The organism is Paeniglutamicibacter psychrophenolicus, from assembly GCF_017876575.1.
In the GTDB taxonomy this organism is placed as follows: domain Bacteria; phylum Actinomycetota; class Actinomycetes; order Actinomycetales; family Micrococcaceae; genus Paeniglutamicibacter; species Paeniglutamicibacter psychrophenolicus.
This window is the reverse complement of record NZ_JAGIOE010000001.1, coordinates 2,872,391-2,892,130: the sequence shown is the minus strand read 5'-3', so window position 1 is coordinate 2,892,130 and position 19,740 is coordinate 2,872,391. Positions and strand designations below refer to the sequence as shown.

Here is a 19,740-nt window from a genome sequence, read left to right as displayed (position 1 = left end):
ATGTCGCTCCTGGGGGCAGATGTGAGGTGAGTTACTGATACCCAGCGTACCTGATACGCTGGGTATCGTGAACAACCCACAAGCCCCCGACACCGCGGGCACCACCACGCAAGCAGCAGGCGATGGCCGTTCGGCGCGCTGGGATGCCCACCGGGCCGCGCGGCGCCTGGAACTGATCAAGCTCGCCCGGCACACCATCCACCGGCTGGGCCCCGGAGCCTCCATGGAGGAGATCGCCGCGCAGGCGAACACCTCCAAGTCCGTCTTCTACCGCTACTTCGGCGACAAGGAGGGGCTGCGCCAGGCGCTGGGCCAGTACGTCATCACCAACTTCCGCACCGAGGTGATCTCCGCGGCCCTCAAGTCCAGCGGCGAGGGCGACGCGTTGCACGCCATGGTGCTGGCCTACCTGCAGATGGCCGCAACTTCCCCGAACATCTACTTCTTCGTCACCGCCAGCCCCGCTACGGATGTGCTGACCGACCCGGCCGGCGCCGGAGGGCAGGTCCGCGACGGCGCACTGAACGACTTCTTCGAGGACCTGGCAACGATGATGCGCGAACGCATGCACGCCTACATGGGCGTCGGGCCCGGAGAACAGGCCAGCCCCGCCCTCGAGCTCTGGCCCCGCGCATCGATCGGCATGGTCCGGGCCGCCGGCGAACTGTGGTTGCGCGCACCCGAGGGCCCCGGGCGCCCCGGCATCGAGGAGCTCGCACGGAGCCTGACCCTGTGGCTCACCCACGGCGTGGCCTCCCAGGCCACGCTCGAACGTCCATAGCCCCATCCCCTTGCCGCACGGCAAGATGACCACCTTCAAGAATCCAAGAAATCCAGCGTCAGTTCCCCCGCACCGCGAGGGCAGCACAACCGAAAGGCAGAAACGCCAGTGACCCAGGAACAAATCACCATCGACACCGCCGACGTCACCATCGACGTGGCCTCCCTCGGCGAACAGCTGCTGGGCCGCTGGGCGGAGATCCGCAAGGAAGCCCGCGCATTGGCCGGCACCGAGGCCGTGCGCGGCACCCCGGGGCTGTCCATGGACGAGCACCGCGAACGCGTCTTCACCCAGTTGCACGAACTGGTCAACGCCAAGGCCGTGCACCGGGCCTTCCCCAAGCGCCTCGGCGGCGAAGACAACCACGGCGGCTCCATCGCCAGCTTCGAGGAACTGGTCACCGCCGACCCGTCCCTGCAGATCAAGGCCGGGGTCCAGTGGGGCCTGTTCGGCTGCGCGGTGCTGCACCTGGGCACCGCCGAGCACCACGACAAGTGGCTGCCGGGCATCATGAACCTGGAAATCCCCGGGGCCTTCGCGATGACGGAGATCGGGCACGGCTCGGACGTCGCCTCCATCGGCACCACCGCCACGTATGATGCCCAGGCGCAGGAATTCGTCATCAACACCCCGTTCAAGGCCGCCTGGAAGGAATTCCTGGGCAATGCAGGGGTCCACGGCAAGGCCGCGGTGGTCTTCGCCCAGTTGGTCACCGGTGGCGTGAACCACGGCGTGCACGCCTTCTACGTCGACATCCGAGACGAGAACGGCTTCCTGCCGGGCATCGGCGGGCAGGACGACGGACTCAAGGGCGGACTCAACGGCATCGACAACGGCCGCCTGCATTTCACCAACGTCCGCATCCCGCGCACCAACCTGCTCAACCGCTACGGCAACGTCACCGAGGACGGCACCTACTCCTCGCCCATCCACTCCCCCGGACGCCGCTTCTTCACCATGCTCGGCACCCTGGTCCAGGGCCGGGTCTCGCTCGACGGTGCGGCCACCGCCGCATCGAAGATCGCCCTGCAGATCGCGGTGACCTACGCCAACCAGCGCCGCCAGTTCAACGCCTCCTCCGACACGCAGGAGGAAAACATCATGGACTACCAGCGCCACCAGCGCCGGCTCATCCCCCGCCTGGCCCGCACCTACGCCGCGTCATTCGCCCACGAGGAACTGCTGGAGAAGTTCGACGGCGTCTTCTCCGGGGCCACCGACACCGATGCGGACCGCCAGGACCTTGAGACCCTCGCCGCGGCCCTCAAGCCGCTGAGCACCTGGGACGCACTGGACACCCTGCAGGAGGCCCGCGAGGCCTGCGGCGGCGCCGGATTCATCGCCGAGAACCGCTTCACCGCGCTGCGCGCAGACCTGGACATCTATGTCACCTTCGAGGGCGACAACAACGTGCTGCTGCAGCTGGTGGGCAAGCGGCTGCTGACCGACTACGGCCAGGAATTCCGGAAGCTCGACGCCGGGGTGCTGGCCCGCTACGTGGTCAAGCAGGCCGAAAACGTCGCGCTGCACCGCACCGGGCTGCGCTCGGTCGCCCAGGCCGTCGCCGACACCGGGGACGAACGCAAGAGCGCGAACTTCTTCAAGGACGAATCCAACCAGCGCGCCCTGCTCACCGACCGGATCAACACCATGGTCGCCGAGATCGCCGACGCGCTGCGCGGGGTCAACACCAAGGACCGCGCGGCCTCCGCCGCCGCCTTCAACGAGAAGCAAGACGCGCTGATCGCCGCGGCCCGCGCGCACGGCGAACTGCTGCGCTGGGAGGCGTTCACCACCGCCCTGGGCAACACCTCCGACGCCGGGACCCGCACGGTGCTGACCTGGCTGCGCGATGTGTATGTGCTGACCCTGATCGAGGAAAACCTCGGCTGGTACCTGATGAACGGGCGCCTGTCGATGCAGCGGGCCCGCACGCTCACCGGCTACGTCAACATCCTGCTCGCCCGCCTGCGCCCGCATGCCCAGGACCTGGTCGATGCCTTCGGCTACGGTCCGGAGCACCTGCGCGCGAAGATCGCCGACGGCGGGGAAGCCGAACGCCAGGACGAGGCCGCCCAGTACTACCGCAAGCTGCGCGCCAGCGCCGATGCCCCGGTTGACGAGAAGGTGCTGATCGCCCGCGACAAGGCCGCCAAGAAGGCCGCGCACCACGCGTCGGCCAAGAAGTAGCCCCGACACACACCCCCGATGGGGAGTGCGGCGCGGACCTACCGGCAGGAAACTGCCTTTCGGTCCGCACCGCGCTCCCCGTTCGGCTTTCCCTGCACTTTCCGGGGGCCCGCATCAATCGTGCCCCGCGGTGAAGCCCCGTGCTCCAGGACCCCCTAACCCGCCTCAGGATCCGGTGTGCTTCGCGAAGGCCCCCGCGCCCGGCCCGGAGAGTTCACCAACACCCAAGGGCCGGCCGGAAACCGCCAGCAGCAAGGAGAGCGTCGGGCCGCGGACCGTGTCCCCGGAACCGTGCTCGAACAGTGTGTCCGAGGCCGCCAGCCTGAACCCTGCGGCGAGTTCCTTGCCGCCACCCATCTTGGTGCTGGTCCGCACCTGGTATTCCAACGCCGTGGCCACGTGCGTGGCCGGGTAGTCGCTCCGGATTCCCAACGGACGGCGAATGTCTTCCCCGTGCACGAATGCCTCCACCAGGCGCGTGGGCAAGGCCGCCGGCGGGGTGCTGGTACGCGTGAGCACCCCGCGGAACGCGGCCAGCGTCAGTGCCGGGTCCGCGCAGCGTTCCCCGGCGAGACCCACGGCGTTGTCCCTGTCGAAGTCGAAGCCCGCAGCGAACATGCGGCGGACGAATCCCAGCCGGGTGGTCTTGGCGGTGTCGACGAGGTGGGCCAGCACGTCGTGCACGGACCAGCCGGGGCACAGCGACGGCGTCTCCCAGTGCCCGGGCGCCAGCATTTCCAGGTCGTTGGCCAAGGCAAGCCGCTCCCGGTGAACGACGGGCCAGATCACGGAGCTCGGTCGAGGGGTCATGGCTCCACCCAAGCAGTTGCGACGCCCCAAGGCAACAATCCCCCGGACGCCCGATCCACCGGATGTCGGCCACTTCGTCCATCCCGGCTCGCCGCGGATGCCCCTCGCCTCCAGGGAATCCATGGTCCCGGGTTTAGTCGGGGCCGCGTGTCGCATAGAGTTATTCCAACGCGGCTTATGAAAGGGCAACGCTCCCCCCATGAAGAAGAATTCGATTTTTGCACGACTGTTCCGCATCGGAAAGTCCAACGCCAACGCGGCATTGGACGCACTCGAAGATCCGCAGAAGATGCTGGACCAGAACGTGCGCGACTACTCCGACAACATCGCCAAGGCCGAAACCGCGGTGGCCCAGACCATCGGCAACCTGCGCATGCTCGAGGACGACTACAAGACCGCGGTTAACGACGCCCGGGAGTGGGGCGCAAAGGCCCTGGCCGCCTCGAACAAGGCCGAGGAATACTCGGCCGCCGGCGACAGCGCCAACGCCGAGAAGTTCAACAAGCTGGCCACCGTGGCCATCCAGCGCCAGATGGCCAGCGAGAAGCAGGCATCGAACGCCGAGCCGAACATCGCCTCGCAGCGCCAGGTGGTCGAGCAGCTCAAGACCGGCCTGAACACCATGTCCACCAAACGCCAGGAATTGGTGGCCAAGCGCGACGAGCTGGTGGCCCGCGCCCGCAACGCCAAGACCCAGGGCCAGATGATGGACGCGGTCAAGGCCCTGGACATGAGCGACCCGACCTCCGAGATCGGCCGCTTCGAAGCCAAGATCCGCTCCGACGAGGCACGCGTGCGCGGTGCGGCAGAACTTGCTTCGTCCTCCCTGGATGCGCAGTTTGCCTCCCTTGAGGATCTGGGCGAGTCCACCGAGGTCGAGGCACGCCTGGCGGCTATGAAGGCCGAGAACAACATCCTGGAACAGGGTCCTGCCGCCGCCCAGATCGACGATGCCCCGGCGGTGTCCGAAATCGAAGCCCGCCTGGCGGAGCTGAAGGCCAAGAACCAGTAACACCCGACCCGGGAGGGCCGCGGCCCCGGACAGGGAACCACAGGTGGCGGATGCGAACGACTCGCATCCGCCACTTTTGCTTTGCCCCGCGGACGCCGTTTCCCGGCATCCGCATGTCGTCGGCCCGAAGGGCATGGGCATTGTTGTGTCGTCGAGGGAGCCCCCGGCCCTCAAGCCGGTAGTGTTGCTATCTTCGGCAGTGAACCCAGGAGGGCAGTGCGGTGCGCTCGAAAAAACGTGGGCTGCGTTGGTGGGCAATCACCGGATCGCTGCTTCTGGCCGGTGCCATCATCCTGGTCCCCGCGGTGGTCATCGCCGGCCACATCATCAAGACCACGATCGGCAGCACCACCGTCATCGAACACACCGACGGCTCGAGGCAGACCATCTACTGGGGCGACTACCCTGCCACCTCCGAGCTTGATCCACAGGAAATTCTCGACGGCCCGACGCCGGAGCAGGGATATGCCGACGGCCAGGCAATGATAGCGGAGATCAAATCCGCACTCTCAAGCGAACTGGCATTGGAGTGGAATGCCGCGGCTGAAGCGCTCGATGCCGACGTCTTTTTTCCTGGAGCAAGCAACAACTATGGCGGGCAGTCCCTCTTGACCACGGTAAACGCTCCGGAGCATCAAAGCACCTCGGTGCCGGAAGCCTGGGCAGGCAAGCAAAAGGCCATGGCCGTCATCGGCGAAATCTCGGGCAAATACGGTTACCAGAGTCCGATACTGGATACGGACAGCTGGTCCGAGGCCGATCTGGTTGCCGAACGGGGAAGCCTGGATCCCGGCGACTGGGTGATGGTGGGAGGGATGGTTCAGGGGCCGAAAGGCCAGTGGCTGTCGTTTGCCTTTGCGGATTATTCCAAGAAGCCCACCGGAAGGTCCGCCAAGGAAGTCTCCGATGACGCCGGCGGCGGAGCGCAAAGTGCACTGTTCCTCAGCTACGGCGCCAACGGCTTGCTTCCCGCGGCAAACAGGGACATCTACAAGGAAGCACTTGCTCCCTTCATCGGGTTGGAGCGGCCCGAACCGCTGGAAAGCTGAACGGCACCGAAGGCTTCGACAAACTCCGGACGGACCGGGGTGCCGGGCACCAATACCTCGGGGCCCGGCACCCCGTCGGCCTCTTCAGTAGGAAGTCTTCATGGCCCGCCTGACCTCGTCCAAGGTTTCATCGGCGACGGCGCCGGCGCGTTCGTTGCCTTCCTTGAGGATGTTGCGCACGAAGCCGCGCTCCTGCGCGTAGGACGTGCGCCGTGCACGGATCGGCGCCAGATACTCATTGACGGCCTCGGTCACCGTCCGTTTCAACATGCCGGCACCCCCTGTGCCAATCCCATCGGCAACCTCGCGGGGATCGCGATCCGTGCACAGCGCGGCAAGCAGGACAAGGCTGGAAACCTCGGGGCGGGTGGCCGGCTCGTAGGTGATGTGCCTGATGGAGTCGGTCTTTGCGCCGCGGATCAATCGCGCGGTGTCGTCGGCATCGTCCGCCAGGGCCACGGCGTTGCCTCGGCTCTTGCTCATCTTGCCGCCGTCGGTGCCCAACAGCAGCGGGGCTGCCGAGAGCAAAGCCTCGGGCTCCGGAAAGATACCGGTCTCGGGCGCGTATCGGGCATTGAATCGCCGCGCAATGGTGCGGGTCAGCTCAAGGTGGGGAAGCTGGTCCTGGCCGACGGGCACCAGGTTGGCCTTGCAAAACAAGATGTCGGCCGCCTGGTGAACCGGGTAGGTGAACATCAGCCCGCTGACCGCCGCCTGCCTCGAATGAGCGATCTCGTCCTTGACCGTGGGATTCCGTCCCAGCTCCGCCACCGACACCAGCGACAGAAACGGCAGAAGCAGCTGGTTCAGCGCGGCGACGGCACTATGGGTGTAGATCGTGGTGCGGGCCGGGTCGATGCCAACGGCCAGGTAGTCCAGCACCAGACCCTCGACGGAATCGGCCAGGTTCTCGGCCACGTCCCGGTCGGTCAGCACCTGGTAGTCGGCAACCAGAACGAACGACTCGACGCCGAGGTCCTGCAACCGGACCCGGTTCTGCAGCGTGCCGAAATAGTGGCCCAGATGCAGCCGCCCCGTTGGCCGGTCGCCCGTCATGACCCGGAACCGTCCCGGATCGGTGAGGATTCGTTGTTCGAGGGAGTCATTCCGGTCGACGGCATCGGTGCCGATCCGACCGGACACGTGTTGGGGTGCTTCGGGTTTCTCGGATGGAGTGGTTTCCGGGTGCTCTTGCATGTTGTGCTCCTTGTTGGGGGAAGGTTGCCGCCGGGACGGCCGATATCCCGCCCCTTGTTGCAGGGCACAAAAATGGCCGTCCAGTGCGAACGGCCGTGGTCTTTCACGAGGCAGGGCTGTTCCTAGTCGGAACGCCACCAAGCCAGCTGTGAATGATTCATGGGAACACGCTACCGCATCTGCGTGTCTTCAGCGTCACACCTGGCGCACCGGCATCGCTTGGGCGCGCCGATACCCAGGATTTGGAAAGGGGACGGCCTTCCGGTGTCGGGCTGCTCCCGAACTCTCGGCAACGTGTATAGGATTTCCTACACTTAAGGCATGGAATGGGACGTACGTGTAACCACTGAATGGTTGCAGTGGTTTCGTTCGGTTGATCGCACGTCCCAGGCCTTGATCACGGATGCGGTCGATCGACTGGCCGATGCTGGTCCATCCTTGGGTAGACCGCTCGTCGTTCGAATCAAGGGTTCCACCGTGCATAACTTGAAGGAGCTCCGACCCGCGTCGATTGGTCGGAGCGAGATCAGAATCTTGTTCGTTTTCGATCCAATGCGATCAGCTGTCCTTTTGGTCGGCGGGGACAAATCAGGGCGATGGAGCCGTTGGTATCAGGAAGCGGTGCCGGAAGCCGAATGACTCCATGAAATCTATCTAGTCGAACGGTCAAGCGAAGAAGGGAAAGAAACGTGACCAGCCAGAAGTGGGCCGATATTCGGCCCGAGGTTGTCGAAGAACTCGGCGGTGAACTGGCAGTTGCCGAAGCCCGACGCCTCAACCAAGCAAGCATCGATGCGCATCGGCTGGCTGCGAGACGGTTGTCGTTAGGCATTACACAGGCAGATGTCGCCAAGCGAATGGGGGTGACCAAGAGCCGAGTATCGCAGATTGAGCGAGGTGACGTATCCACTGTCGATGTTGTCTCGCGGTACATCGATGCGTTGGGCGGACACGTGCAGATTGCTGCCGTTTTCGGAGATGATCTTTTGATCTTGCGAGGGAGCAGCACAAAACCCGCCTGATGACCACCGTGCGCTAAAATCCAGGCTGCCACGACAGGGGTTCAGCCAGAACCGCGACGGACAGATCACTATGCGGGTGAAAGGCTCCGGGGCCAAACCGTTTGCGTGGCCAATCAGTTCTCGCCCAAAAGCGGAAAATCCGCCCGGGGCCACTGCCGGTAGACTTGATGTCGACATGACTGAGAATTATCCTGCGGCCGATGCGGCCGGCAATGACGAACTTTTCACCGCAGAGGAACTTGAGACGGCACTGAAGGTGCTGGGCCAGGTGCACCGGTTGGACGCCGAGGACGAGCGACACGTCGCCGTGCGCCGGGCCACCGGCAAGATGTTCAAGTCCGCCAAGCGGCACCGCAAGAACGAGAAGCGCTCGGCGATCAACGCCGCCGACCGCGCCGTGGTCGAGCGGACCGCCACCGGTTCCCCGCAGCGCCTGGACGACGAGACCCTCGGCCTGGATTTGAGTACCCCGACCGACGAGCACACCGCCGGCGAATACATCAAGCCGCGCGGGTGCTACATCTGCAAGCAGCGTTACACCACCGTGGACGCATTCCACCACTACCTGTGCCCGGAGTGCGCCGCTGCTGGCCGCGAACGCCGCGACGCGCGGGCGGATTTGACCGGCAAGCGTGCCCTGCTCACCGGCGGGCGCGCCAAGATCGGCATGCACATCGCCCTGCGTCTGCTGCGCGACGGCGCCCACACCACCATCACCACGCGATTCCCGCGCGATGCCGCACGCCGCTTTGCCGCGCTGGAGGACTCCGCGGACTGGATCCACCGCCTGCGCATCGTCGGCATCGACCTGCGCGATCCCTCCCAGGTGATCTCGCTGGCCGACCGCGTCGCCGCCGAGGGCCCGCTGGACATCCTGATCAACAACGCGGCGCAAACCGTGCGCCGCACCTCGAACTCCTACCTGCACCTGATCGAATCCGAGAACCAGCCGCTGCCGGCCGCACTCGAGTTCGGAGCTGGCGGCCCGGAGGTCTGGGGCGAGGCCAATCCCCCGGCCGAGCACCCGCGCGCCCTGGCCAGCGCCTTCCGCCTGGAGGACTCGGCGCTGCTGGTCCCGGCGACCCCGACCAACTACGACGCCCAGGCCGTTGCCGACCTGGCCATGACCGCGGGCTCGGCGACCCTGGAGCGCATTGCGGCGGGCACGGCGATCGACGCCGGCGGAATGGTCCCGGACGTCGTCACCGAGAACTCCTGGACGCAGATCCTGGGCGACGTGGACGCGCTGGAAATGCTCGAGGTGCAGCTGTGCAACGTCACCGCGCCGTTCCTTCTGGCCTCGCGCCTGCGCCCGGCGCTGGCCGCCTCCGACGCGCACCGCAAGTACATCGTGAACGTCTCGGCCATGGAGGGGCAATTCTCCCGCCGCTACAAGGGTGCAGGGCACCCGCACACCAACATGGCCAAGGCCTCGCTGAACATGCTCACGCGCACCAGCGCCGAGGAAATGCTCAAGACCGACCGGATCCTCATGTCGGCGGTGGACACCGGGTGGATCACCGACGAGCGTCCGCACGATTCCAAGGTCCGCATGGTCGCCGAGGGCTGGCACGCCCCGCTTGACTTGATCGACGGCGCGGCACGCGTCTACCAGCCGATCGTCGACGGGGAACGCGGCATTGACCTCTACGGTTGCTTCCTGAAGGATTACGAACCCTCCCCCTGGTAAAAACCCGTGGCCCCTGCCGGATGCGGTGCTCCCCGGCCTGAGCCGGCGGGCGGCACCGGGTCTGGTGGTTTCGGCGGCACTGCCGGCCTTGGCCTTCGCCCGGCACCTGCTGTTGCCGGTGGGCCCGATGCCCCCGCTGTGACTGGTACTCGGTGCGATCGCCGGCACCACTTTGCGGCCCTCGGCCCGGCTCGGCTTGGAACATGGCATGGACTTGGGTGCCAAGCAGCTGATGCGGGCCGGCATCGTGCTGCTTGGCTTCCAGCTGTCCGTTGCCGATGTGCTGGAAATGGGCCCGAAGTGCGTCGGGGCGATGGCACCGGTCATTGCCGGTTCCTTCGGCGGCGGCTACCTGTTCGTCCGGGTGCGGGTTTCCCGCGTCCTCATGCGTTGTTAGCTGCCCACGTGACGTCCATTCGAGAAACACTTGTGCGCGGCATCGAATTGTCGCTGTTGCTTACCGACTCCAAATTGCCGGTAGCGGTCCCTTCACCGACGCATGCAAAGGAAGGGTGGCGTTCCCGCCTTCCAGGTTCTTTTGAAGATCCGGGATGGGTATCCGTTTGGATCCTTCGGGGATACCCATCCACACCTCGGGGGCTTCCTCTATCCCTGCCCCTACGCGTATTTGAATATGCACGTTCAGGTACGGAAGCGGCCTGCCTTCTCCGGTCTATTCCCGGATCGTGTCCGTCAGGGAAAGGTCGCCTAGTTGGACACGGGCAACAGAAAGGTCCCGGTTCAACACGTACGCACGATCCTGGCCGCGGCTGAAGACAATTGCCTGTCGTGGCTCCTTGAAACCCTTGAGAGTCTTCACGATCGTGTTTTTGGTGGCGTCGATGACGTCGATTGTGTTGTCCGCCTTGTTGCTGGCAAAAAGTATTGTGCCGTCCGGCGACAGTGCTGCACCGTACGGTTCGCGGCCGACTTCAATTTCATTCGTTATGTCCCCGTTCCGTGAGTCGACCACGGAGATACTGTTGCGCCCGCTGTTTGCGGCATACAGCGTGTTCCCGTCAGCCGTCACCGAGATTCCCCGGATCTTGGAGAAACCGGTGAGTTCGCGAAGAATCTTCCTGCTGTCGGCATCGACAACGGTGACCTTGTCGCCCTCGAAGTTCGTCACAAATACGCGTTTTCCGTCCGGGGATACCTTGATTCCTTGCCTTGGCCGGGAAAAACCGGTGATAACGTCGGTCGCTTTCCGTGCCTCAAGATCGACGACCGTGACGGAGCTATGTGCCTGGTTGTTCACATACATGGTCTTTCCATCCGGACTTACCGCCGTTCCGAATGCTCCCGGCCCGACAACGACTTCATCCTGCAATGTATGGTCCTCCGTGCTGTAGAAACGGAGGGTTCCCAGGGTGCTGTCAGAGACGACAAATTGCGAGCCTTCATTGATAAACACGATGTTCCGCGGCGTGCCAAAGCCACCGATTTTCTTGAGCAGCCCACCTTTGGCCAGGTCATAGACCAGGATCGAATTTTCGCGGCTGTCCGAGACTACCGCGGTCTTCTCATCAGGGCTCACCGCCAGGGAGTTGTTGGTAATCTTTGCGTCAAACGCTGTTCCACTGTATTCGGGAGCCGCCTGGTCCGAACCGGCAGCGGCACCCGTGGATGGGGATTTTGCGCCGGGGGTGTCTGTTGCGGCGCCGCAGCCGGTAAGGGCAAGCGCTGTCAGGGATAGCGACGCCATGGTCGTGATGATCCGTTTGTTCATGAAGTGTGGCTCCTCTGTGGGTTTGTTCTTGAGATCAGGACCGACGTGGCGGCTGAGGCACGTCGAAAGATTCGACTGACGTGACTGACCGGTTCCGCAGGGAACGCAGTCATGGCAACTCCGTGCTCAAGGCGCAGAGAATTGCGCCCAGAACCGCCTCCACCCACTAAGACGAGGAAATGGGCAGGATCGTTCACTTGCATCCAAAGTTTCGCCGCACGATCCGGACCCTCGGCTCCCGTTCAATGAGCACGGTGGACTCCGAAGGGATCGGCGTGCTCAAGCCGCAGCCAAATGCTTGCCCACGAACGGGCATGGTCATCGTCTCGGCAATGGCCCTGCGTTGGACCACAGGTGGGGCCCTTCGACAAAATAGTCCCTCCCGGACCGAGCCGGAATGGCAGTCACTGGCCCGGGAGCCCCAAAAGACTTCTGCCTTGTGTCGGCCGAGGCACGCTTCCGAAAATCCAATGATTGATATCGCACCCGGGCATGAAATTGCCGGTCGAGTCGATTCGACGTCACCGTGGTTGGCATGATCGGCGAATGAGGGAACGAGGTGGGACCCTGCATCACCCATTCACCGGAATTACATCGGCGCCACGCAACTTTGGGGCGTGCCTGCGACCAATTTGAGACACGACATTGTCAAGCGCTCGTTTCATGTTTGAATAGTCAGGTGGATCACATGACTAGAACCCCGGGCCAGAACGAAAACCTTTCGCGCGACGAGGCGGCGTGGCGCGCCCAAACCCTGAAGGTGCTCTCCTACCGGGTGGAGCTCGACCTCTCGGCCGTGCAGGACCCGGCCGTGTCCGGTTACCGTTCCAGGACGACGCTGGTGCTCGAGGCCAACGGCACCACTGGCACCTTCCTGGACTTCATCCATGAATCCATCGAGTCGATCACGCTCAACGGCGCCCCGGTCGACCCGGGGCAGGCCGTCTCCGGCTCGCGCATCTACCTCGAGGACCTGGTCCAGGGCGTGGACTCCCCCAACACCCTTGTCGTCGATGGCCACGCACGGTACTCGCGCAGCGGTGAGGGATTGCACCGCTACGTGGACCCGGCCGACGGGCAGACGTACTGCTACACCCAGTTCGAACCAGCAGATGCCCGACGCGTATACGCGAACTTCGAACAGCCCGATCTCAAGGCCCCCTTCACCTTCATCGTGCGGGCCCCCGAAGGCTGGCACGTCGGCTCCAACCAGGCCCCCGCCCGCGTCGAAGACCACGGGGACGGCACCGCGACCACGCACTTTGCCCCGACCCTGCCGATCTCCACCTACATCACCACGGTGCTCGCCGGCCCCTACTTCGTGGCCACCGATTCCTACTCCCGCACCCTTGATGACGGCACCGAGCTGGTGATCCCGCTGAACGCCACCTGCCGCGCCTCGCTGGCGGAGCACTTCGATCCGGAAAACATCCTGGCGCTGACCAAGACCGGGCTTGACTACTTCCACGAGCTCTTCGACTACCCCTACCCGTGGGGCAAGTACGACTCGGCGTTCGTACCCGAATACAACCTCGGCGCCATGGAAAACCCCGGGCTGGTCACCTTCACCGAGCACTACCTGTTCACCTCCCGGGCCACGGAGGCGCAGCACGAGCAGCGCTCGAACACGCTGATGCACGAGATGGTGCACATGTGGTTCGGCGACCTGGTCACCATGTCCTGGTGGGACGATCTGTGGCTCAAGGAGTCCTTCGCCGACTACATCGGCACCCTGGCCAACGCGGAGGCCACCACGTTCACCACGGCCTGGACCACCTTCGCCAACCGCCGCAAGGGCTGGGCGTACGTGGCCGACCAGCTGCCCTCCACCCACCCCATCGTCGCGGACATCACCGATCTGGAGGCCGCGAAGCAGAACTTCGACGGCATCACCTACGCCAAGGGCGCATCCGTGCTCAAGCAGTTGGCCGCCTACGTGGGGGCCGAAGCCTTCCGCGACGCCGCCCGCACCTACTTCCGCGCCCACGAATACGCCAACACCACGCTCACCGACTTCCTCTCCGCACTCGAGGCGGCCTCGGGACGCGACATGGGCGCGTGGGCCGACGCGTGGCTGAAGACCGCCGGGGTCCCGCGCCTGGGGCTGGACCTGCAACTGGCCGACGGGAAGATCACCTCCGCAACACTCACCCAATCGGGAACCGACCCGATCACCGGGACCCCCATCACCCACCCGCACGTGCTGAACGTGGGCCTGTTCAACATCATCGACGGCGCCCTGGTGCGCACCGCGACCCACCGGGTGGAACTGATTGGAAGCGGCGTGGCCCTGCCATTCCTGGCCGGGGAACCGCGCCCGGATCTGATCCTGCCCAACGACGGGGACGACACCTACGCCATGGTGGACTTCGACGAGGTTTCCCTGGCCACGCTGCTGGGCAACCTGGGCACGCTGGCCGACCCGCTGGCCCGGGCCACCTGCTGGGCCGCGCTGTGGAACATGGTCCGCGACGCGAAGCTTCCGGCCCCCGAGTTCCTGGCCGCGGTGCGCGCCCACGCCGAATCGGTCACCGAGGTCTCGGTCTTTGCGCAGCTGCTCACCCAGGCCACCACCGCCATCACCCACTACCTGCCCCCGGCGCTGCGGGATGCCGAGCGCCGGGCCCTGGCCGACGCCATCACCGAATGGCTGGATCGCGCCGCACCGGGAAGCGACGCGCAGGTCGCCGCGGCCCGCGCCCTGGCCGTGCTGGCCCGCGGTTCGGTCGCCGGGGAGATCGTCGATTCCCTGTTGGCCGGCGAGGAACGCTTCGCGGGCCTGGAGCTTGACGAGGACCTGCGCTGGGCCCTGTGGGCGGCCAAGGCCGCCGGAGGAACCCTGGACGAGGCTTCCCTGGCCCGGCTCGAGGCCGACGCGCTCGCGCACCCCTCGGCCGTGGCCACCGCCGGGCGTCTGCTGGCCCTGGCCGCGCGCCCGGAGCGCTCCGTGAAGACGGCCGCGTTCAACGCGGTGCTCACCGGGGTGAACGCCGACGGCTCGGCCCTGTCCAACGAGGCGGTCTCCGCGACCGCCGCCGGATTCCTGCTCGGGCCCCACGAGCTGCTCGACGGTCACTACCGGGAGTACTGGCCGGCGCTCGAGGGCATCTGGGAGTCGATGAGCATCGGCATGGCCACCCGCGTGATTTCCGGGCTCTTCCCCGCCGCCCAGGATCTGGGCCTTGACGGCGTGCACCCGGTCATGGCCCGGCTGGATGCCTGGCTCGAGCAAGCCCCCGACGCCCCGCGGGCGCTGCGCCGGATCCTGGTGGAGCAACGCGACTCCCTCGCCCGCTCCCTGGCCGCCCAGGCCCTTAGCGCCGGCTAGCTTCGGGAAGTTTCGTGAACATCGAACCGGTCGGATTCCTGTGTCCGGCCGGCTCGATGTCTGCGTCTCAGCGGACGATCTTGAAGTTGAACTCCGCGCTCCCCAATGCGCCCCAGAGGCGCAGCCAGATCGGCATGAGCATTTCTGCGCCGCGTGCTGTGGTGATGTCGCCCAGGTCGATCACGTCCCGGTGGCCGAAGTCCGCCAGGATCCCGGTGACGGTGTCCTTGGCGTCGGAATCGTTCCCGGAGACGAAGACCGTGCCCGGTTCGGGCAGCCTCTCCGGGTGTGCCATCAGCCCGGCGGTGACGGTGTTCAGGGATTTGACGACCCGTGCCGCCGGATAGGCGCGCTGGATCTGTTCTCCCAGCGAATCGCTGTCCTTGACCAGCAGGGTCGGCGGCATCCCGTGGCCGAAATCCAGCGGGTTGGCAACGTCCAGGATGATCTTCCCCCCAAGGTTGCCGGCCCCGGCCAGGGCCAGCACGTCCAGGGACGCGGCCCCGTGCGTTGCGTTGACGATGAGCTCGGCCCCGGCAGCGGCGTCGGCAAATGTTGCCAGAAAGATGCCGGGGTTCCCCGCCGCCCAGGGCGCAAACGGAGCGGCGCCCATGGCGTCGGGTTCGGTGCGCGAAGCGGTGGCCGCCGGGTCGCAGGTGCCAAGGGTGACGGCGTGGCCCAGTTCGGCCAGCCGTGCCGCGAACGTGCGTCCGACGGTGCCGGTTCCCAGCACTGCAATCTTCATGGCTGAACTTCCTGTTTGGCGTTTTATTTTTGGGCAGGTCCACGAGCGGGCCTACCGGATGCAGAACTCGTTGCCCTCCGGGTCGGCCAGCGTGTACCAGGTGAAGGGACCCTGCGCCGCGGCGTGCAGGTACGTCGCCCCGCGGGTAAGCAGCTTGCCGCGCACCTCGTCGATGTCGCCCAGGTCAAGGTCGAGGTGGACCCGGTTCTTCACCGTCTTGGGCTCGGGCACCAGCTGGAAGAGGATCCGCTGGCGCGGCACCTTCCCCAGCTGGTCCAGCGGGCAGATCCCGGCCCCGCTGCGCCACGCCAGCTCGCCGTCGAAGATCAGCGTCTCGTCCTCGCTGGCATGGCCCTCGTCGATCATCTTCTGGATGAAGTCCGGGTCGCTGGGCTCCACGGTCCAGCCCAGCGTTTCGGCCCACCACACGGCCTGCCGGTGCGGGTTGGCGCTGTCGACGGTGATTTGAATAGAGAGGTCCATGGGCACACGCTATTCCGCCAGAGCGCCCGATTCAAGGTGCGGTCAAATTGGCGTTTGCGTTAGGGCTTTGCAGCGGTGCCCCACAGGGCACGCTCCAGTGTTTCCAGCCGGCGTTCCAACAAGGCGACGCGTTCAACCAACGATTGACTGGAGTCTGTGACACTCCTGGGCTGTTTGGCTTGCGGTCGGTTTCTCGGCAGCGGCTTTGGCATGTCCCTCAGGGCCCGGGCCAGGGGTTCCAACACCAGATCCTTGTTCCATCGTGGATACCGGTGGAATCCGTCGGCGGTCTTGACGGTTGCATATATGGCGGCTTGGGAGTCCAAGGCTTCCGGTGTCGCGTCTTTCCCCTCCGGCATCAGCAGGCCCACCGAGCGCAGCAGATCGCCCACATGAACGGCCGTGATTCCAAGGGCCTGCCCCAATTCTTTTTGGCCCCAGAAAATTTCTCGGTTCACTTCGCAATGTTCGTCGTCGTAAAGGGGCTGCAGTGGCTTTTCCATGCTTCCAGATATTACCCAGTGCCACTGACGGAATGGTCGGGTAAGACGACGTCGTGTGTCCGGGCCAATGGACCTCGTCCATGCGACACCGCTGGCGCCCCACATTCCGGACATCACCAAAACGACGGGTGTTCTCGCTGCTTGGCTGGACCAGGGTCTGGTTCTATGCTGGTGGCGGACATAGGCAGGCCCGCGCCTGTCAGCAACAACGACGGCCAAGCGAGGACACCATGTCAAGGGTCAGGGTCCACAATTTCAGCGTCTCGATCGATGGCTACGGCGCCGGCATCAACCAGGGCGTCAACGACCCGCTCGGCGTGCGCGGGGAAGAGCTGCACAGGTGGGTGTTCTCCACCGCATACTGGCACGAGCGCAGCGGCGAACCCGGCGGGAGCTCCGGGACGGACGATGCGTGGCTGCGGGCCGGGGATGCGGGGATCGGCGCGACCGTCATGGGCCGGAATATGTTCGGACCCATCCGCGGCCCCTGGGACGCAGACGACGAGGCCGCCTCCTGGCGCGGCTGGTGGGGCGAATCCCCGCCCTACGGGCACGACGTCTTCGTGCTCACCCACCATCCACGCGATCCGCTTCCGATGTCCGGCGGCACCACCTTCCACTTCGTGACCGACGGGCTGCCCGCAGCGCTCGAAGCGGCCCGCGGAGCCGCGCACGGCGGCGACATCCGGCTCGGTGGCGGCGTGGCCACGGTGCGCGCGGCGGTGGCCGCTGGGCTGGTCGACGAGCTGCACTTGGCGTTCGCCCCGGTGCTGCTGGGTGCAGGCGAATGGCTGTTCACCGGCAACTGGGCCGCGGACGGCTACCGGGTGGCCGAGTCGCAACAGGGCGAGGGAGCCTTCCACGTGCGCCTGCTGCGGGCCTGATTCGCTTCCTCCCGGACGCCGGGGCCCTCCCAAGCCCCGGCCCGGGAACTGCGCCGGCAGGTGCCGGTTGCCCGAACAACCGGTTCACTCGGGGAGTAGTCTTGGCCCCATGTATCTGGAAAACATCGTTTTCGACGCGGTCGACCCACAGCGCCTCGGGCGCTTTTGGCAGGAACTGCTGGGCTGCGAACAGCTCGCCGACACCCCGGAAGGTTTCGAGACCCGGATGTCGGTCCCCGGCGGCCCGACCCTGGATCTGTGCTTCCAGCCGGTTCCCGAGCCGCCACGGGATCCGGTGAGACTGCACCTGGATCTGCGCGGCGGGGCGGAACGGGACTCGGTGGTTTCCGCGGCGCTGGCGCTCGGGGCCGGGCGCCTGGACATCGGGCAGGGAGATGTCCCGTGGGCAGTGCTGGGAGATCCGGAATCCAACGCATTCTGCGTGATGGAAGACCGAGCCGCATACCGCGACACCGGGCCCATCGCCGCCCTTCCCCTGGACAGCGCCGACCCCGAGAGGGACGCCGGTTTCTGGGCCTGGCTGACGGGATGGACCGCGCTCGACGATGACCCGCGGACCCTTCGCCACCCCTCGAGGTGCGGCCCCCTGCTGGCGCTGTGCCAGGAGCCGGCACCCAAGGCGGGCGCGAAGAACCGGACGCACCTGGATCTGCGCCTGGAAGCTGGCGAGGACCCCGAGGCGGTTGCGGCCGGAATCGTTGCACGCGGCGGGCGGGAACTGCACCCGGACTGGGGCGTGCTTCGCTGGCGCATCTACCAGGATCCCTCGGGCAACGAATTCTGCGTGCTGCCCGCAAGCTAGCCTGGATCCGTCGCAGCGGAGACGGCACGCCCTCGGCCGGTTGGTGATCGGGCGCACACGTGGCATACGGTGGCAGGACAACCCTGTTCTGCCGTTCCAAGGAGTGCCCATGAGTGTTTACGCTGTCACCAATCCCGCCACCGGCATCGTCGAGGCAACCTACCCCTCGGCCACCGATCCCGACATCCAGGCCGCCCTGGCCCGCGCCCATGACGCCTTCGGCACCTGGAACACCTCGGCCATCGCTACCCGCGCCGCCCTGCTGGACCGCGTCGCGGACCTCTACGAGGAACGCCGAGACGAGCTTGCCGCGATCATCACCCGCGAAATGGGCAAGCCGATCTTCCAGTCCGGCAAGGAAATCGACATCACCGTCTCGATCTACCGGTACTACGCGGCCAACGGCGAGAAGTTCCTTCAAGACGAGCAGCTGGAGGTGGCCTCCGGCGGCACCGCGGTGATCCGCAAGGAGGGCGTGGGCGTGCTGCTGGGCATCATGCCGTGGAACTTCCCCTACTACCAGGTCGCCCGCTTCGCCGCGCCGAACCTGATGAACGGCAACACCATCCTGCTCAAGCACGCCCCGCAGTGCCCCGAGTCCGCGCTGGCCATGGAGCGGATCTTCGCCGACGCCGGTGCCCCGGCCGGCGCCTACGTCAACGTCTTCGCCACCAACGACCAGGTCGCCGACGTGATCGCAGATCCCCGCATCCAGGGCGTCTCGCTCACCGGTTCCGAGCGCGCCGGATCGGCAGTCGCGGCAATTGCCGGGGCCAACCTGAAGAAGGTCGTGCTGGAGCTCGGCGGCTCCGACCCGTTCCTGGTGTTGGAGGACGCCAACGTGAAGCGTGCGGCCAAGCAGGCCATGGCGGGCCGCTTCGGCAACACCGGCCAGGCCTGCAACGCGGCCAAGCGCATCATCGTCGACGCGTCGGTCTACGACGAGTTCGTCGAGGACTTCACCGGCGCTGTCGCCGGCATCAAGGTCGGGGACCCGGCACACCCGGAAACCTTCCTGGGTCCGCTGTCCTCCGCCGCTGCCAGGGACTCCCTGGCGGCCCAGGTGCAAGATGCCATCGACAAGGGCGCCACGGTGCTCGCCGGCGGCGCTCCCCTCCAGGGCGACGGATCGTTCTTCGCCCCGACGGTGCTGGCCGATGTCACCGAAGAGATGCGCGCCTACACCGAGGAGCTCTTCGGCCCGGTCGCGGTGCTCTACAAGGTCTCCGGCGACGCGCAGGCCGTTGCCCTGGCCAACAGCTCGGCCTACGGGCTGGGCGCCTCGATCCAGACCCAGGACATGGACCGGGCGCACTCAATCGCCCGGCAGCTGGAGGTCGGCATGGTCTCGATCAACCAGACCAGCGGGTCCGCCGCCGAGCTTCCCTTCGGCGGCGTGAAGCGCTCGGGCGTCGGCCGCGAGCTGGGCAAGTACGGCATGGAGGAGTTCGTGAACCGCAAGCTGGTCACCTTCCGCGGCTAGCGCGCAGCTTC

General features: G+C 65.9%; 18 protein-coding genes. 12 read left to right on the top strand and 6 right to left on the bottom strand.

What is annotated here, in order from left to right; all coding sequences use genetic code 11:
* Window positions 1-67: 67 nt before the first annotated feature.
* Window positions 68-781: a TetR family transcriptional regulator gene (locus JOF46_RS13090; RefSeq protein WP_209907759.1), complete on the top strand. Its 714-nt coding sequence runs from the start codon at window positions 68-70 to the stop codon at window positions 779-781.
* A 108-nt stretch (window positions 782-889) separates the two neighbouring features.
* Window positions 890-2,971 carry an acyl-CoA dehydrogenase family protein gene (locus JOF46_RS13085; RefSeq protein ID WP_209907757.1) on the top strand — a complete coding sequence of 694 codons (2,082 nt, stop codon included), beginning with the start codon at window positions 890-892 and terminating at the stop codon, window positions 2,969-2,971.
* A gap of 165 nt (window positions 2,972-3,136) precedes the next feature.
* Here the strand turns inward: JOF46_RS13085 and JOF46_RS13080 are convergent, their stop codons facing one another.
* Window positions 3,137-3,781, bottom strand: a complete 645-nt coding sequence (locus JOF46_RS13080; protein WP_209907755.1) for a maleylpyruvate isomerase family mycothiol-dependent enzyme — start codon at window positions 3,779-3,781, stop codon at window positions 3,137-3,139.
* Window positions 3,782-3,980: 199 nt separating this feature from the next.
* Between JOF46_RS13080 and JOF46_RS13075 the strand changes: the two genes are divergently transcribed.
* Entirely contained in the window at window positions 3,981-4,793 is an 813-nt protein-coding gene (locus tag JOF46_RS13075; protein ID WP_209907753.1) for a PspA/IM30 family protein, read from the top strand.
* A 221-nt stretch (window positions 4,794-5,014) separates the two neighbouring features.
* Complete coding sequence (locus JOF46_RS13070; protein WP_209907751.1) at window positions 5,015-5,842, top strand: hypothetical protein; 828 nt, start codon at window positions 5,015-5,017, stop codon at window positions 5,840-5,842.
* 84 nt (window positions 5,843-5,926) lie between these two features.
* On the opposite strand, the gene trpS is transcribed toward JOF46_RS13070, so the two are convergent.
* Window positions 5,927-7,039, bottom strand: a complete 1,113-nt coding sequence (gene trpS / locus JOF46_RS13065; protein ID WP_209907749.1) for a tryptophan--tRNA ligase — start codon at window positions 7,037-7,039, stop codon at window positions 5,927-5,929.
* Between the two features lie 321 nt (window positions 7,040-7,360).
* On the opposite strand from trpS, the gene JOF46_RS13060 reads away from it, so the two are divergent.
* From JOF46_RS13060 to JOF46_RS13045, 4 genes are all read left to right on the top strand, one after another.
* Window positions 7,361-7,678, top strand: a complete 318-nt coding sequence (locus JOF46_RS13060; protein WP_209907747.1) for a type II toxin-antitoxin system RelE/ParE family toxin — start codon at window positions 7,361-7,363, stop codon at window positions 7,676-7,678.
* Between the two features lie 50 nt (window positions 7,679-7,728).
* The gene (locus JOF46_RS13055) at window positions 7,729-8,061 is read left to right on the top strand and encodes a helix-turn-helix domain-containing protein (protein WP_209907745.1); all 333 of its coding nucleotides are present in this window, start codon (window positions 7,729-7,731) and stop codon (window positions 8,059-8,061) included.
* Window positions 8,062-8,236: 175 nt separating this feature from the next.
* The gene (locus JOF46_RS13050; protein WP_209907743.1) at window positions 8,237-9,751 is read left to right on the top strand and encodes an SDR family NAD(P)-dependent oxidoreductase; all 1,515 of its coding nucleotides are present in this window, start codon (window positions 8,237-8,239) and stop codon (window positions 9,749-9,751) included.
* 142 nt (window positions 9,752-9,893) lie between these two features.
* Window positions 9,894-10,148: a putative sulfate exporter family transporter gene (locus JOF46_RS13045; RefSeq protein ID WP_281070170.1), complete on the top strand. Its 255-nt coding sequence runs from the start codon at window positions 9,894-9,896 to the stop codon at window positions 10,146-10,148.
* Between the two features lie 276 nt (window positions 10,149-10,424).
* Here the strand turns inward: JOF46_RS13045 and JOF46_RS13040 are convergent, their stop codons facing one another.
* Window positions 10,425-11,480 (bottom strand): beta-propeller fold lactonase family protein, encoded by a 1,056-nt coding sequence (locus JOF46_RS13040; protein WP_209907739.1) that lies wholly within the window; start codon window positions 11,478-11,480, stop codon window positions 10,425-10,427.
* 688 nt (window positions 11,481-12,168) lie between these two features.
* Between JOF46_RS13040 and pepN the strand changes: the two genes are divergently transcribed.
* Window positions 12,169-14,808 (top strand): aminopeptidase N, encoded by a 2,640-nt coding sequence (pepN, locus tag JOF46_RS13035; RefSeq protein WP_209907737.1) that lies wholly within the window; start codon window positions 12,169-12,171, stop codon window positions 14,806-14,808.
* A 67-nt stretch (window positions 14,809-14,875) separates the two neighbouring features.
* Here pepN and JOF46_RS13030 read toward each other — a convergent pair whose 3' ends face one another.
* The 3 genes from JOF46_RS13030 to JOF46_RS13020 are packed head-to-tail and all read right to left on the bottom strand — an operon-like array spanning window position 14,876 to window position 16,539.
* A complete protein-coding gene (locus JOF46_RS13030; RefSeq protein ID WP_209907735.1) occupies window positions 14,876-15,553 on the bottom strand; it encodes an NADPH-dependent F420 reductase in 678 nt (225 codons plus the stop codon).
* 51 nt (window positions 15,554-15,604) lie between these two features.
* Window positions 15,605-16,036: a VOC family protein gene (locus tag JOF46_RS13025; protein ID WP_209907732.1), complete on the bottom strand. Its 432-nt coding sequence runs from the start codon at window positions 16,034-16,036 to the stop codon at window positions 15,605-15,607.
* Between the two features lie 59 nt (window positions 16,037-16,095).
* Complete coding sequence (locus tag JOF46_RS13020; RefSeq protein WP_209907730.1) at window positions 16,096-16,539, bottom strand: hypothetical protein; 444 nt, start codon at window positions 16,537-16,539, stop codon at window positions 16,096-16,098.
* Between the two features lie 230 nt (window positions 16,540-16,769).
* Between JOF46_RS13020 and JOF46_RS13015 the strand changes: the two genes are divergently transcribed.
* The 3 genes from JOF46_RS13015 to JOF46_RS13005 all read left to right on the top strand — a co-directional run bounded on the left by JOF46_RS13015 (window position 16,770) and on the right by JOF46_RS13005 (window position 19,729).
* Window positions 16,770-17,423, top strand: coding sequence for a dihydrofolate reductase family protein (locus JOF46_RS13015; RefSeq protein ID WP_209907728.1), 654 nt, complete (start codon window positions 16,770-16,772; stop codon window positions 17,421-17,423).
* A gap of 109 nt (window positions 17,424-17,532) precedes the next feature.
* Window positions 17,533-18,246, top strand: a complete 714-nt coding sequence (locus tag JOF46_RS13010; protein ID WP_209907726.1) for a VOC family protein — start codon at window positions 17,533-17,535, stop codon at window positions 18,244-18,246.
* Window positions 18,247-18,355: 109 nt separating this feature from the next.
* Window positions 18,356-19,729 carry an NAD-dependent succinate-semialdehyde dehydrogenase gene (locus JOF46_RS13005; protein ID WP_209907724.1) on the top strand — a complete coding sequence of 458 codons (1,374 nt, stop codon included), beginning with the start codon at window positions 18,356-18,358 and terminating at the stop codon, window positions 19,727-19,729.
* The last annotated feature ends 11 nt before the right edge of the window (window positions 19,730-19,740 follow it).